11 protein-coding genes are annotated in these 12,003 nt (G+C 64.7%); 9 read left to right on the forward strand and 2 right to left on the reverse strand.

Going from position 1 to position 12,003, the window contains the following annotated elements:
* Positions 1–247 precede the first annotated feature (247 nt).
* Positions 248–2,302: an AsmA family protein gene (locus YQ44_RS18410; RefSeq protein WP_071324621.1), complete on the forward strand. Its 2,055-nt coding sequence runs from the start codon at positions 248–250 to the stop codon at positions 2,300–2,302.
* Positions 2,303–2,480: 178 nt separating this feature from the next.
* Positions 2,481–2,699, forward strand: a complete 219-nt coding sequence (locus tag YQ44_RS18415) for a glycine zipper 2TM domain-containing protein (RefSeq protein WP_071324622.1) — start codon at positions 2,481–2,483, stop codon at positions 2,697–2,699.
* A gap of 100 nt (positions 2,700–2,799) precedes the next feature.
* Here YQ44_RS18415 and YQ44_RS18420 read toward each other — a convergent pair whose 3' ends face one another.
* Positions 2,800–3,543 (reverse strand): Crp/Fnr family transcriptional regulator, encoded by a 744-nt coding sequence (locus YQ44_RS18420; protein ID WP_071326605.1) that lies wholly within the window; start codon positions 3,541–3,543, stop codon positions 2,800–2,802.
* A 236-nt stretch (positions 3,544–3,779) separates the two neighbouring features.
* Between YQ44_RS18420 and YQ44_RS18425 the strand changes: the two genes are divergently transcribed.
* From YQ44_RS18425 to YQ44_RS18435, 4 genes are all read left to right on the forward strand, one after another.
* Positions 3,780–4,439 carry a glycine zipper 2TM domain-containing protein gene (locus YQ44_RS18425; protein WP_071324623.1) on the forward strand — a complete coding sequence of 220 codons (660 nt, stop codon included), beginning with the start codon at positions 3,780–3,782 and terminating at the stop codon, positions 4,437–4,439.
* A 181-nt stretch (positions 4,440–4,620) separates the two neighbouring features.
* Positions 4,621–4,893, forward strand: coding sequence for a hypothetical protein (locus YQ44_RS18430; protein ID WP_071324624.1), 273 nt, complete (start codon positions 4,621–4,623; stop codon positions 4,891–4,893).
* A gap of 187 nt (positions 4,894–5,080) precedes the next feature.
* Positions 5,081–5,227, forward strand: a complete 147-nt coding sequence (locus tag YQ44_RS29075) for a lmo0937 family membrane protein (RefSeq protein WP_010396376.1) — start codon at positions 5,081–5,083, stop codon at positions 5,225–5,227.
* Between the two features lie 192 nt (positions 5,228–5,419).
* Positions 5,420–6,103 carry an OmpA family protein gene (locus tag YQ44_RS18435; protein WP_071324625.1) on the forward strand — a complete coding sequence of 228 codons (684 nt, stop codon included), beginning with the start codon at positions 5,420–5,422 and terminating at the stop codon, positions 6,101–6,103.
* Between the two features lie 208 nt (positions 6,104–6,311).
* Here the strand turns inward: YQ44_RS18435 and YQ44_RS18440 are convergent, their stop codons facing one another.
* Positions 6,312–9,158 (reverse strand): M16 family metallopeptidase, encoded by a 2,847-nt coding sequence (locus tag YQ44_RS18440; protein ID WP_071324626.1) that lies wholly within the window; start codon positions 9,156–9,158, stop codon positions 6,312–6,314.
* 292 nt (positions 9,159–9,450) lie between these two features.
* Here YQ44_RS18440 and YQ44_RS18445 point away from each other — a divergent pair, with 292 nt between their 5' ends.
* From YQ44_RS18445 to YQ44_RS18455, 3 genes are all read left to right on the forward strand, one after another.
* Positions 9,451–9,726, forward strand: coding sequence for a hypothetical protein (locus tag YQ44_RS18445; protein ID WP_071324627.1), 276 nt, complete (start codon positions 9,451–9,453; stop codon positions 9,724–9,726).
* Between the two features lie 83 nt (positions 9,727–9,809).
* The gene (locus YQ44_RS18450) at positions 9,810–11,357 is read left to right on the forward strand and encodes a TerC family protein (protein ID WP_071324628.1); all 1,548 of its coding nucleotides are present in this window, start codon (positions 9,810–9,812) and stop codon (positions 11,355–11,357) included.
* Positions 11,358–11,423: 66 nt separating this feature from the next.
* Positions 11,424–11,990: a DUF3617 domain-containing protein gene (locus YQ44_RS18455; protein WP_071324629.1), complete on the forward strand. Its 567-nt coding sequence runs from the start codon at positions 11,424–11,426 to the stop codon at positions 11,988–11,990.
* Positions 11,991–12,003 lie beyond the last annotated feature (13 nt).

Consider the following 12,003-nt stretch of genomic DNA (forward strand, 5'->3'; position numbering starts at 1 on the left):
TCTCCTGGAGAATGTATAAGCGGTGGGTACCATGTGCATCTGAAATCAGGAACTGCGTTTGATGTATGACGTTATAGGCCCCGCCTCTGCGCATATCCGTTCGGTGCCGCACATAGGGTAGGAAATCGACAATACTCTCCGCGGCAACGTGCGCCAGCGCACGTGCCCGCCAGCAATACATGAAACGAACCCGGCTTTGGAGCGATTCCTGTAGCATCGCAAATACTTGTCCAGAAAGAATCGCCCGATGCCACGCACTATCTCGCTCTCCCGCCGCCAGAAAATCGCCCTCGCCAGCGCCGCCGTACTTGTCGCCCTGCCCGTCGCTGCCGCCGTCACTCTCCTGAACATGGATTGGAACCGCGCCAAGCCGTGGCTCAATGCGCGCGCCAGCGAAGCGCTGGGTAGGCCGTTCGCCATCGCGGGCGACCTGTCGCTGACGTGGCGGCAGCCGGCCCGCAACGTGGCAGAACGCACGTGGCGCGATTCCCTGCCGTGGCCCCATCTGCAGGCACAGGATGTGCGCCTGGGTAACCCGAGCACCCTGGCGGACGCGGACGGCGGGGAGCCGCTGGCCAGCGTCGGCCAGCTGGCGTTCTCGCTCAATCCCCTGGCCCTGCTCGACAAGAAAATCGTCATTCCCGAATTACGCTTCGACACGCCGCAGGTGCGCTTGCTGCGCAGCAAGGACGGCAAGAACAACTGGACCTTCGACCCGCAGGACCAGCCGTCGCCATGGAAGCTCGACTTGCAAAGCGTGGTCTTCAGCAAGGGCACCGTGGTCCTGACGGATGGCCTCACGCACACGGCGATGCGCGCCGATGTCGATACGCTCGCGGACGACAAACGCTATGGCATCGCCTGGAAGCTGTCGGGCACCTACCGTAGTGAAACCGTCCAGGGCGGCGGCAAGGCGGGCGGCGTGCTGTCGCTGCAACAGCAAGGCACGCCCTTCCCCATCCAGGCCGACATGCGCGCGGGCGGCAGCAGCGTGGCCATCGAAGGCACGCTGACGCGCCCGGCCAGCCTGGCCGCGCTCGACGTGCGCCTGAAATTGTCCGGCCCCAGCATGGCGCGTTTGTATCCATTGACGGGCGTGCTGCTGCCGGAGACGCCGCGCTTCAGCACGGAAGGCCATCTGACGGGCACCCTGGCGCCCGGCGGCGGCGAATGGGTGTACGAGCAGTTCAGCGGCAAGGTCGGCTCGAGCGACATCAGCGGCAAGCTGGCCTTTTCCGCCAGCAAGCCGCGCAAGCGCCTGACGGGCGACGTCCACTCGCGCCTGCTGCAGTTTTCCGACCTGGGACCGCTCGTGGGCGCCGATTCCAGCGCCAGCAAGAAGGAGCGCGGCGTGCCCTCGACGCAGCCGGCCGGCCGCGTGCTGCCGGTGGAAACCTTCAAGACGGAGCGCTGGACCAGCCTGGACGCGGACGTGCGCTACACGGCCGACAAGATCACGCGCGACGCCGAATTGCCGATCAGCAAACTCGACACGCATGTGGTGCTGACGGACGGCGTGCTGTCGCTGACGCCGCTCAACTTCAATGTGGCGGGCGGCACCCTGACGTCGCAGATCAAGCTCGACGGCAGCGGCAAGGTCATCGCCAATGGCATCGCCGCCGAGCTCAAGGCCAGCGCGCGCCACCTGCACATCAAGCAGCTGTTCCCCCGCCTGCCGGCGCTGCAGGCCAGCGTGGGCGAGATCAATGGCGACGCCTCGCTGTCGGCCACGGGCAATTCCGTCGCCACCTTGCTGGGCACGTCGAATGGCGAAGTGCGCGCGCTGATCAACCGGGGCAGCATCAGCAAGCTGTTGCTCGAGGAAATGGGCTTGAATATCGGCAGCATCGTGCTCACCAAGCTGGCAGGCGACAAGCAGGTCAAGCTCAATTGCATGGCCGCCGATTTTGTCGTCAACAAGGGGCTGATGCGCACGCGCCAGTTCATCGTCGACACCGATGACGCCATCCTGCATGTCGACGGCACGGTGAACCTGGCCGATGAACGGCTGGACCTGACCTTGCAGCCGGACAGCAAGGGGCTGCGCATCTTTTCGCTGCGCTCGCCCCTGTATGTGCACGGCACCTTCAGCAAGCCGGACGTGAGCGTCGACAAGGGCGTGCTGGCCCTGCGCGCGGGCGGCGCGCTGGCCTTGGCCGTGGTGGCGCCCGTGGCGGCCCTGCTGCCGCTCGTCAATGCTGGCCCCGGCGAGGACAGCGAATGCGCGGCGCTGCTGGCGCAGGCGCGCGTCAAGCCGGTGGCGCCGAAGCCGGGCAAGAGCGTGCGCAAAGGCCGCCAATAAGCTGCGCCTGGGTGCATTTACAATTGTTACACACCTATGTGCGTTGCCGAACAGACCCTATCTTGTCGCAATCCTATCCTGTGATCGTGCCTGAAACACCCAAGACGTGGCGTCACGAACTACCTTCCGGCCCCTACCTTGCCGGCGCCACGAGGTCCGAATTCACAGGAGATTTATCATGCAAACCATCAAAAAACTCGCCGCTACCACTTCCGTCGCTGCTCTGCTGCTGAGCCTTACCGCCTGCGCCAACATGTCGGGCCAGGATAAAAACACAGCCATCGGCGCCGGTGTCGGCGCCGTCGCCGGTTCCGTGCTGACGGGCGGCAGCGCCGTCGGCGCCGTCGGCGGCGCCGCCGTCGGTGGCGTGATCGGCAATCAGGTCAAGCCGAAGTAATCGGCAGGCAAAAAGCGGGGTGGGTGCGCAGGCGCCCGCCCCGCTTTTTTGCGTCCAGGTCCTGTCGGGAAAGTTTCGAATGGCTTGCCGAAGGCAGCGATTAAACGAAGACGTTGGCCATGCCGATGGCGCCCGTATCCTTGACCAGCTCGTAGCAGCGGCAAGACACGGCTTCCAGGCCGGCCGAATCGAGGATCTCGATATTGCCGCGGCTGTAGGTGATCAGTTTTTGCTGTTGCAGCGCGCTGGCCGCCTTGGTCACGCCGACGCGCCGCACGCCCAGGGTATGGGCGAGGAATTCATGCGTCAGGTGGAATTTTTCGGACTGCAGGCGGTCGCGCGTGATCAGCAGCGAACGCGCCAGGCGCGCCTCGAGCACGTGGAAACGGCTGCACACGGCGATCTGGATGGCTTGCGCCAGCAAGGTGTCGGTGTAGCGGTACAGCAGGCGCTGCAGGGAGTCGAGCTGGGCGAATTCGGCGCAAAAGTCGCTGCGCGCGATGCGGCTGGCCGTGCCGGAACGTTGCACCACGGCACGCACTTGCGCCAGGTCATGCCCCAGCGCGACGGATGCGCCCAGCACGCCTTCGCGGCCGACGGAACCCACTTCCAGGGTCATGCGGCCTTCCGCCACGGCCAGCAGCGAGATCAGGCAATCGCCGGGAAAATAAATGTAGCCGATGGGCTGGCCCGGCTCGTACAGCACGTCGCCCACGTCGACCGTGACGGTGTCGAACAGCGCCGTCAGGTGCCGAAGGTCGGACTCGGGCAGGCTGGCCAGCAAGCGGTTGCTTGCGGCGGGCGTGCTCAAGCCGGAACGGCCTGTGTCGCGGGACAGGTTCATGCTGGCGGTCATGGGTGGCATTGCCTTTTCCTGGGTGTCGTTACAACTCGACATAATTTTTACCTAGCCTACGGTGCGCCACCGGTCCTGTATGTACGGTGACGCACGGAAGCGAAGGAGACAGCACCGCACACTGGCCTGACTGGCCTGCGGCAGCGCATGCGGACGGCCTGCATCACTGATTTGCATCACTTATTTATATGCAGCACCCATTATTAAAAACCAAGGAGCACTCCATGACTACCACCACCAAATCCCTCCATCCGCTGGTACTTGCCGCCGCCGTCGCGGTCCTGCTGTTCTGCGGCGTCGGCACGGCCGCCCTGATGGGCTGGCTGCCCTCGTCGCAGGGCGATGCCCAGCCCCTGAGCGGCAATGCCTCGGCGGAACAGCTGGCCAGCCTGCAGGCGAACCAGCCGGCAGCGGGCATGCAGCCGCTGGCCGCCCTGCCGCCGCAGCAACAGCAGCCACAGCCGCAAATGCAGCAGCAGCAGCAGCAGCAGCAGCAGCAGCCACAGCCACAGCCACAATATGTGGCGGCAGCGCCGGCGCCGCAGGTGTGCGGCAATTGCGGCGTGATCGAAGCCATCCATGAAGTCAATACGCGCGCCGAAGGCAGCGGCGTGGGCGCGGCCGGCGGCGCCGTCGTCGGCGGCTTGCTGGGCAACCAGGTTGGCGGCGGCCACGGCAGGCAGCTGGCCACCGTGCTGGGCGCCGTGGGCGGCGCCGTCGCCGGCAACCAGATCGAAGGCAGCGTGCGCGCCACGCGCAGCTACAACATCGTCGTACGCCTCGACAACGGCAAGACGCGCACCGTGCACCAGAGCGCCGCGCCGAACTGGCGCCAGGGCGACCGCGTGCGCGTCGTCAACGGCGGCTTGCGCGCCATCGGCTAAGCCCGCCACGGCGACAGCGCGGCGCCGCCACGCAACTGAATGTTGCCAATTCAACACACGCCCGGCCTGTCCGGGCGTTTTCTTTTTGATAATGTTCGTTGGCGTACAGATGAGCTACCCGTGGCGCGAGATGATGCATTCAGGAAAGTTCAACGGATGTCCCATCACCACAGGAGAAGCTATGGATAGCGACAAGACAGGCGGCAACAGGATCTGGCTGGGCTTTATCGGTGGCGGCATGCTGGCCACCGCGCTCGGCTTCTGCGCGCTGGACCTGGCGCCCGCGTCCGCCAGCGCGCCCGTGTTCGGCGTCATGCTGCTGCTTACCGGCGGCCTGCTCAGCTGCCTGGCCGGCGCCGTCGGCATGGCCGGCATGCTGGCCTGGATACCGGGCATGGCCAGCGAGCCGGAACGGGCCGCGCGCCGCGCGCCGGCCGGGCACCGGACTAAATAGGTGTTGTGTACGGCAGCGTACAGATCATTTCAGAAATAAACTAGACAATAAGTCATGGCATCAACGTTGCGCGATCAACATGGCAACGTGAATGGCAAACATATGATGGCAGCGCCCGCAGCTACCGGCTTGCAAGCCGGAATCAGGCCGGCGCCGCCATCCACACACTACTCTCGGAGGACGCATCATGCTCTATACAATCGCAGTAGTACTCATCATTCTCTGGCTGCTGGGCCTGGTTACTTCCTATACCATCGGCGGCTTCATCCACATCCTGCTGGTCGTCGCCGTGATCATGGTTCTGTTGCGCCTGATCAGCGGACGCGGACTATAGACATGCCGGCTGATGCAGGCTGACGGTGGCGGCGCGCGTGCAAACGGGCGCCGCCCTTTTGCGTGCCGCTTGTGCCTGCCTCGCGCGCGATTTTCCGCGCGCTGGCAAACCGGCCCATTTTGCAGTAACGTGTGCAGGTAGTTTGCAGATAGTTCCTGGGTATGTCCCAATAACAAAACAAGGAGAAAATCCATGAAAGCATACAAAAACGGCCCTGGCGCCAAATCCCTGATCGGCATGCTGGTCCTCGCGCTGGCCGCCACGGGCTGTGCTGATATGTCCTCCACACAACGTGGCACGGCTACCGGCGCCGGCGTTGGCGCCGGCCTGGGCGCGCTGATCGGCGGCACCACGGGCGGTGGCGGCGGCGGACGTACGGCCGGCGGCGCCCTGCTCGGTGCCGCAGCCGGTGCCGTGGTCGGCAATATCTGGTCGAACCGCATGGAAAACCAAAAGCGCGCGATGGAGCAAGCCACGCAAGGCACGGGCGTGCAAGTGACGCAGACGGCCGATAACCGCCTGAAAATGGAAATCCCCAGCGATATCTCGTTCGACACCAACCGCGCCGACATCAAGGGCAACTTCCGCCCGATTCTCGACCGCTTTGCCGCGACCCTGAATGAAAACCCGAACACCACGGTCAGCATCATCGGCCACACGGACAGCACGGGCAGCGATTCGATCAACGAACCGCTGTCGGTGGAACGCGCCGCCCACACGCGCGACTACCTGTCCATGCGCGGCGTCTCGCCGACCCGCATCGTCACCGAAGGCCGCGGCGCGCGCGAGCCGATCGCCTCGAACGCCGATGCGTCGGGCCGGGCGCGCAATCGCCGCGTCGAGATCTACGTCGCCGAAATGGCTCCACGGGGGTAACACCTGACCAAACCTGCTGCGCGTAGCGACTTGCGGCCTGCGATGCTCACCGTACCTCCGTACGGTTGCGCTTCTCGGCCACAATTCGCAGACGCTCGCGAGGTTTTGTCAGGCGGTGTAACGTTCAGGCCAAAATCAACATCGCAGAATAAGAAAAGCCCGCTGGCAAGGTGACTTGCCAGCGGGCTTTTCTATGTACGGCTAAGGTTTACTTCGACGTCGTCGCCTTGGCGCCGCTCTCGCCCTCTTTCGCCACCTTGGCGAAGTCGCCGGCCGTCACGATCGAGACGGCAGCGGGTTTCAGGTGCTCGCGCAAGCCCTGGTTCACTTGCGCCAGGGTCAGGGCGGCCACCTTGGCTTCCAGGTCCTTGTCGTAGGCCATGGTGCGGTCCTGCGCCAGGTAGCCGGCCAGTTCGCGCGCCAGGCCCGCATCCTGCGTGCGGCCCACTTCTTCCGATTGCAGCCAGCCCTTCTTCGCTTCGGCCAGTTCCTCTTGCGTGAAGCCGTCGGCCAGCACCTTGGCGATTTCCTCGCGCAGGGCCGCTTCCACCTTGCCCGTGTTTTGCGGCGCGCTGATGGCGTAGGCCATCCAGTAGCCGGCCGGCTCGCGCGACGGCACGGCCACTTGCGAACCGACGCCGTACGACAGGCCTTCCTTCTGGCGGATGCGGTCGGCCAGGCGGCTGCGCAAGGCGCCGCCGCCGAGCATGTGGTTGGCTATCAGCAAGGCCGGATAGCTGGCGGCGTCATCCTTGAGGGGAATCGGCTGGATGGCGAACAGCACGCTGTTGGCCTTGTCCGGGGTTTCCAGCGTCACTTTCTCGCCGCTGACGGATTTGACGGCGTCGGGAATGCGCACATACGGCTGCTGCGCCTTCCAGCTGCCGTACAGGCTGGCCACTTGCGCCTTCAGCGCGGCCGCATCGAAATCGCCCACGGCGGCAAACGTGGCGTTGGCGGCGCCATAATAAGCCGCGTGGAAAGCCTTCACATCGGCAACCTTGATGGCCTTCCATTGCGCCAGTTCGGCCGGCAAGGTGGCCACGTGGCGCACATGGCCTTCCGGCGTGGCGTCGAGCAGGCGGCGGAAGGCGTTCACGGCCAGCGGTTGCGGCTCGGGCAATTCCTGCTCGGCGCGGCCGACGCGCTCGCGCTGCAACTCGAGGAATTCCGTTTCGCTCAGGGCCGGCTGTTGCAGCACTTGCGCCAGCAGGTCCATGGCGGCCGGCAAGTTCTCGCGCTTGCCCGTGAGCATTGCCGTCACGCCCTCGGCGCCGCCCGCGATCGCCACCTGCATGCCCAGCTGGTCGAACTTGTCCTTCACTTCCTGGCGCGACAGCTTGTCCGTGCCGCGCGACAGCAGGTTGGCCGTGTAGCTGCCGACGGCCGCCTTGCCGCGCAGGCTGTCCTCGCTGCCGATCTGCAGTTTCAACACGACGCTGACCGTGCTGCCCTTGGTTTTCTTCGGCAGCAAGGCGCCCTTCAAGCCGTTCGGCAAGGTGAAGCGCGTCGTGCGCGCCTCGATATTATCGGGGCTGGGGTCGAACGCCTCGCCCTGCGCCACGACGGCGCGGCCCGTGTAGCCGGCCAGCTGCGGCGCCACGTCGGCATAGGCCGGCACCACCGTGCGGTCCGGCGCGTCGGTGGGGATGAAGCGTCCCAGCGTGCGGTTCGACGTCTTCAGGTATTTCTCGGCCGCCGCCTGCACCTGCGCCGCCGTCAGCTTGTCGAGCTGATCGCGCTGCAGGAAGAACAGGCGCCAGTCGCCGGCCGCCAGCGATTCCGTCAGGGCGATCGTCAGGCTCGCCGTGTTCGAGGTGGCCAGTTCGATCTGCTTGTTCAGCTGCTGCTTGACGCGCGCCACTTCCGCTTCCGTGACGGGCTGCGACTTCAAGTCTTCCAGCACTTTCAGCATGGCGTCTTGCGCCGCATCGAGGTTGCCATCGACGGGGACGAGCGCGCCAAACAGGTTGTAGCCCGGCTCCAGGTTGCTCACGGAGTTGTATTCGATCTTGCTGGCCAGCTTGGTTTCCACCAGCGCCTTGTGCAGGCGGCCGGCCGGCGCGTCCGTCAGCACGTGGCCCAGCACTTCGATGGCGACGGCGTCCGGATTGCCGGACGGCGCCACGTGGTAGCCGGCGCCGACGAATTGCGTGCCGCCGCTGCGGCGCACCGTCACGGCGCGCTCGCCATCCTGCACGGGTTCGGCCGTGTAGGTCGGTTCGATCACGCGCGTCGGTTTCGGGATCTTGCCGAACAGTTCATTGATCTGCTTCAAGACCTTCGCTTCATCGAAGCGGCCCGCCACCATCAGCACGGCGTTATCTGGCTGGTAATATTTATGATAGAACGCGCGCAGGCGGGGAATGTTGACCTGCTCGATATCGGAACGGGCGCCGATGGTCGACTTGCCATAGTTGTGCCAATCGTAGGCGATGGCCTGGATGCGTTCGCTGGTGACGCCGATCGGGTCGCTCTCGCCCATCTCGAACTCGTTGCGCACCACCGTCATCTCGCCCTTCTGCGTCTTCGGATTCCACAGGTCGTTCTGGTCGATGGCCGCGTTGACCATGCGATCCGCTTCCATGGCCAGCATCTGGCGCAGATTGTCGTCGTTGGCGGGGAAGGTGGCGTAGTAATTGGTGCGGTCATACCAGGTGGTGCCGTTGAACTGGGCGCCCGTCGAGTTCAGGATCTCGACCGGGGTCTTGCTGCCCTTCTTCACGCCGAAGTTGGCGCTGGGCTTGAACAGCAAGTGCTCGAGCAAATGGGCCATGCCCGTTTCGCCATAGTTTTCATGGCGCGAACCGACCAAATAGACGATATTCGTCGTCAGCGTGGGTTTGCTGGCATCGGGAAACAGCAGCACGCGCAAGCCATTGGCCAGCCGGTATTCGGTGATGCCTTCGACGGACGTGACTTTGACGGCGGCGGCGCGGGCGGAGGCAGGCTGGGCGGTTTTCTGGGTCGGCGCGGCTTGCACCGGGGTGGCGGCAAAGGCCAGCGAAGGCGACAGGATGCCGGCGGCAAGCAGGAGGGCGGGAATGGGTTTCAAGGCGGAGTCCTGGTAACACTACGTTATAGACGCGCGCAAGCTGGAAGTGCCAGCGCGATGCAATACGAACGCAAGAATGCTCACGGGGCCCGCGCTGCGTCTTCGCCGCCACGTGAAATAATTGCTCTCATAATTTACGACATGCTTGTCACTTGCGCAAGCCCCTGTCATCAAGCTGCCATACGGGCGTGTTATACTCGACCGTTCCAGAACTATCTGCCTGTATATGAGACGAGCTCTCGTCCTGCTCTGCCTTTTTGTTTTCATCGCTTTACCCCAGGCGTTTGCCAGCATGGCTTACGCCAGCCCTTCCCCATTCCAGCATGCAATCGCGGCCGGCGCTACCGCCACGCCCGCCTTCGGCATCGATTGTCCGGACGCCAGCATCCATGCGGGACTGCCCGCCGACAGCTGCGATACCGAAGAATGCGACAACGACCCCATCACGCTGTACCCGAGCTCGCGCCAGGCCGTGCCGTTTTACGCCATCATTTGGCAAGCGGGACCGGGCGCACTTGCCGAAGCGGACGTGCGGCTGGCCACCCGGCCGCCGCGCGTCCGCCACTGAATACATGCATGCAGCACCCACGCGCCCGGGGCAATTAGCCACCGGGCACGCTTTACACTGATCGACTTTACAAGGTTACACACATGGAATGGTTATTTGACCCGACAATCTGGGTCGGCCTGCTGACGCTGGTCGTACTGGAAATCGTACTGGGTATCGACAACCTGATTTTCATCGCCATCCTGGCCGAGAAACTGCCGCCGCACCAGCGCGACAAGGCGCGCGTGCTGGGCCTGACCCTGGCCCTCGTCATGCGCCTGGGCCTGCTCTCGCTGATTTCCTGGCTGGTCACGCTGACCACGCCGCTGTTTTTTGTCTGGCAATTCTCGTTCTCGGGGCGCGACCTGATCCTGCTCGTGGGCGGCCTGTTCCTGCTGTTCAAGGCCACCACCGAGCTGCATGAACGGCTCGAGGGCGTCACGCACGCGCAGACGGGTCCCAAGGTGTATGCCGGTTTCGGCCTGGTGGTGGCGCAGATCGTCGTGCTCGACGCCGTCTTCTCGCTCGACGCCGTCATCACGGCCGTCGGCATGGTGGAAAACCTGTACGTGATGATGGCCGCCGTCGTCATTTCCATCGTCGTCATGATGCTGGCCTCGAAGGTGCTGACGCGTTTCGTCAACGCCCACCCGACCGTCGTCGTGCTGTGCCTGAGCTTCTTGCTGATGATCGGCCTGTCGCTGGTGGCCGAAGGCCTGGGCTTCCACATTCCGAAAGGCTATCTGTACGCCGCTATCGGTTTCTCGATTGTCATCGAGTTCTTCAATCAGCTGGCGCGCCGCAACTTCCTCAAGCTGCAATCGAACGCGCCGCTGCGCGACCGTACGGCGCAAGCCGTGCTGAGCCTGCTGGGCGGGCGCAAGGGCCGCGAAGCCGTCGAAGAGCACGAAGTCAAGGAACTGCCGGACGTCTCGGCCTTCGGCGTGGAAGAGCGCAACATGGTCAGCGGCGTGCTGACCCTGGCCGAACGCTCGATCCGCTCCGTGATGACGCCGCGCGGCGACGTGTCGTGGGTCAACCTGAACGACAGCAGCGACAAGATGCTGCGCCTGCTGCGCGACACGCCGCACAGCATGATTCCCGTCTGCAATGACGACCTCGACAATGTGGTCGGCATCGCGCGCAGCAAGGACCTCATCGAGGACCTCGTCTCGCGCGGCAAGATCGATCCGGCGAATATGCGCGAAGCCATCGTCGTGCCGGAAGCGGCCGGCGTGCTGAAGGCCATGGACACCCTGAAGCGCTCGCGCGGCCAGCTGGTGCTGGTGGTCGACGAGTTCGGCACCGTGCAAGGCGTGCTCACGCCGATCGACATCCTCGAAGCCATCGCCGGCGAATTCCCCGACGAGGACGAGCAGCCCGACGTGGAAGTGCTGGGCCCCGGCCACTGGCGCATCGACGGCGCGACGGACTTGCATTACCTGGAGCAGGTATTCGAGACGGAATCGCTGGTCAGCGAAGACGGCGAGTACAACTCGCTGGCCGGCTTCCTGCTGGCGCATTTCGAGAACATGCCGGCCGTGGGCGAAGTGCTGGAACTGGACGGTTTGCGCTATGAAATCGTCGAGGCGGACGAGCGCCGCATCGCCTGCGTGGACGTGCGCCGCATCGAGCCCGATCACAGTTTGTAACACAATGGCAAGCGTGCCGCGCTTGCCATGCCGTATGCTGGGGTCTGCCTATACGGAGACCCTGCAATGAAACTATCCCTGCTACGCCTGACCCTGCTCGCCTGCGCCGCCATCGGTGCCCAGGCCAGCGCACAGCCCCCCACCATCAAGCCGGGGCTGTGGCAAGTCGACAGCAAGATGGCGTCCCCTGACGCCGCCACCGACAACGCCATGTCGTTGGTGCTGCAGCAACTGGGCAACCTCCCTCCCGATCAGCGCAAACAGCTCGAAAGCATGGCCGCCAGCCGCGGCATGGCCATGCCCACCGTCGCCGCCGATGGCGCCGTGCGCGTCACGGCGTGCGTGACGCCGGAGATGGCGGCGCGCAAGCAGATTCCCACGGGCCAGCCCGGCGACTGCAAGTCGAAGAATACCGACATCGCGGGCGGCATGCAGGTGGCGTTCACTTGCGCGAACCCGAAATCGAGCGGCGAAGGCAAGGTACTGTTCAGCGGCGACCAGGCCTTCAGCATGCAGCTTGCCGTGACCACCAGCGCGCGCGGCGCGCCGGAACAGGTGAATGTGACGAGCAACGGCAAGTGGCTGGGCGCCAGCTGCCCGGCCCCATCGGCCAGCGCCGCTCAGAAACCGTGATGAAGCCCGCATC

Source organism: Janthinobacterium sp. 1_2014MBL_MicDiv (assembly GCF_001865675.1).
GTDB lineage: Bacteria > Pseudomonadota > Gammaproteobacteria > Burkholderiales > Burkholderiaceae_D > Janthinobacterium.

What these genes read in the sequence shown, in the direction of transcription:
- YQ44_RS18410 (WP_071324621.1), top strand. Translation starts at nt 248, where the DNA reads ATGCCACGCACTATCTCGCTCTCCCGCCGCCAGAAAATCGCCCTCGCC.
- YQ44_RS18415 (WP_071324622.1), top strand. Translation starts at nt 2,481, where the DNA reads ATGCAAACCATCAAAAAACTCGCCGCTACCACTTCCGTCGCTGCTCTG.
- YQ44_RS18420 (WP_071326605.1), bottom strand. Translation starts at nt 3,543, where the DNA reads ATGAACCTGTCCCGCGACACAGGCCGTTCCGGCTTGAGCACGCCCGCC.
- YQ44_RS18425 (WP_071324623.1), top strand. Translation starts at nt 3,780, where the DNA reads ATGACTACCACCACCAAATCCCTCCATCCGCTGGTACTTGCCGCCGCC.
- YQ44_RS18430 (WP_071324624.1), top strand. Translation starts at nt 4,621, where the DNA reads ATGGATAGCGACAAGACAGGCGGCAACAGGATCTGGCTGGGCTTTATC.
- YQ44_RS29075 (WP_010396376.1), top strand. Translation starts at nt 5,081, where the DNA reads ATGCTCTATACAATCGCAGTAGTACTCATCATTCTCTGGCTGCTGGGC.
- YQ44_RS18435 (WP_071324625.1), top strand. Translation starts at nt 5,420, where the DNA reads ATGAAAGCATACAAAAACGGCCCTGGCGCCAAATCCCTGATCGGCATG.
- YQ44_RS18445 (WP_071324627.1), top strand. Translation starts at nt 9,451, where the DNA reads ATGGCTTACGCCAGCCCTTCCCCATTCCAGCATGCAATCGCGGCCGGC.
- YQ44_RS18450 (WP_071324628.1), top strand. Translation starts at nt 9,810, where the DNA reads ATGGAATGGTTATTTGACCCGACAATCTGGGTCGGCCTGCTGACGCTG.
- YQ44_RS18455 (WP_071324629.1), top strand. Translation starts at nt 11,424, where the DNA reads ATGAAACTATCCCTGCTACGCCTGACCCTGCTCGCCTGCGCCGCCATC.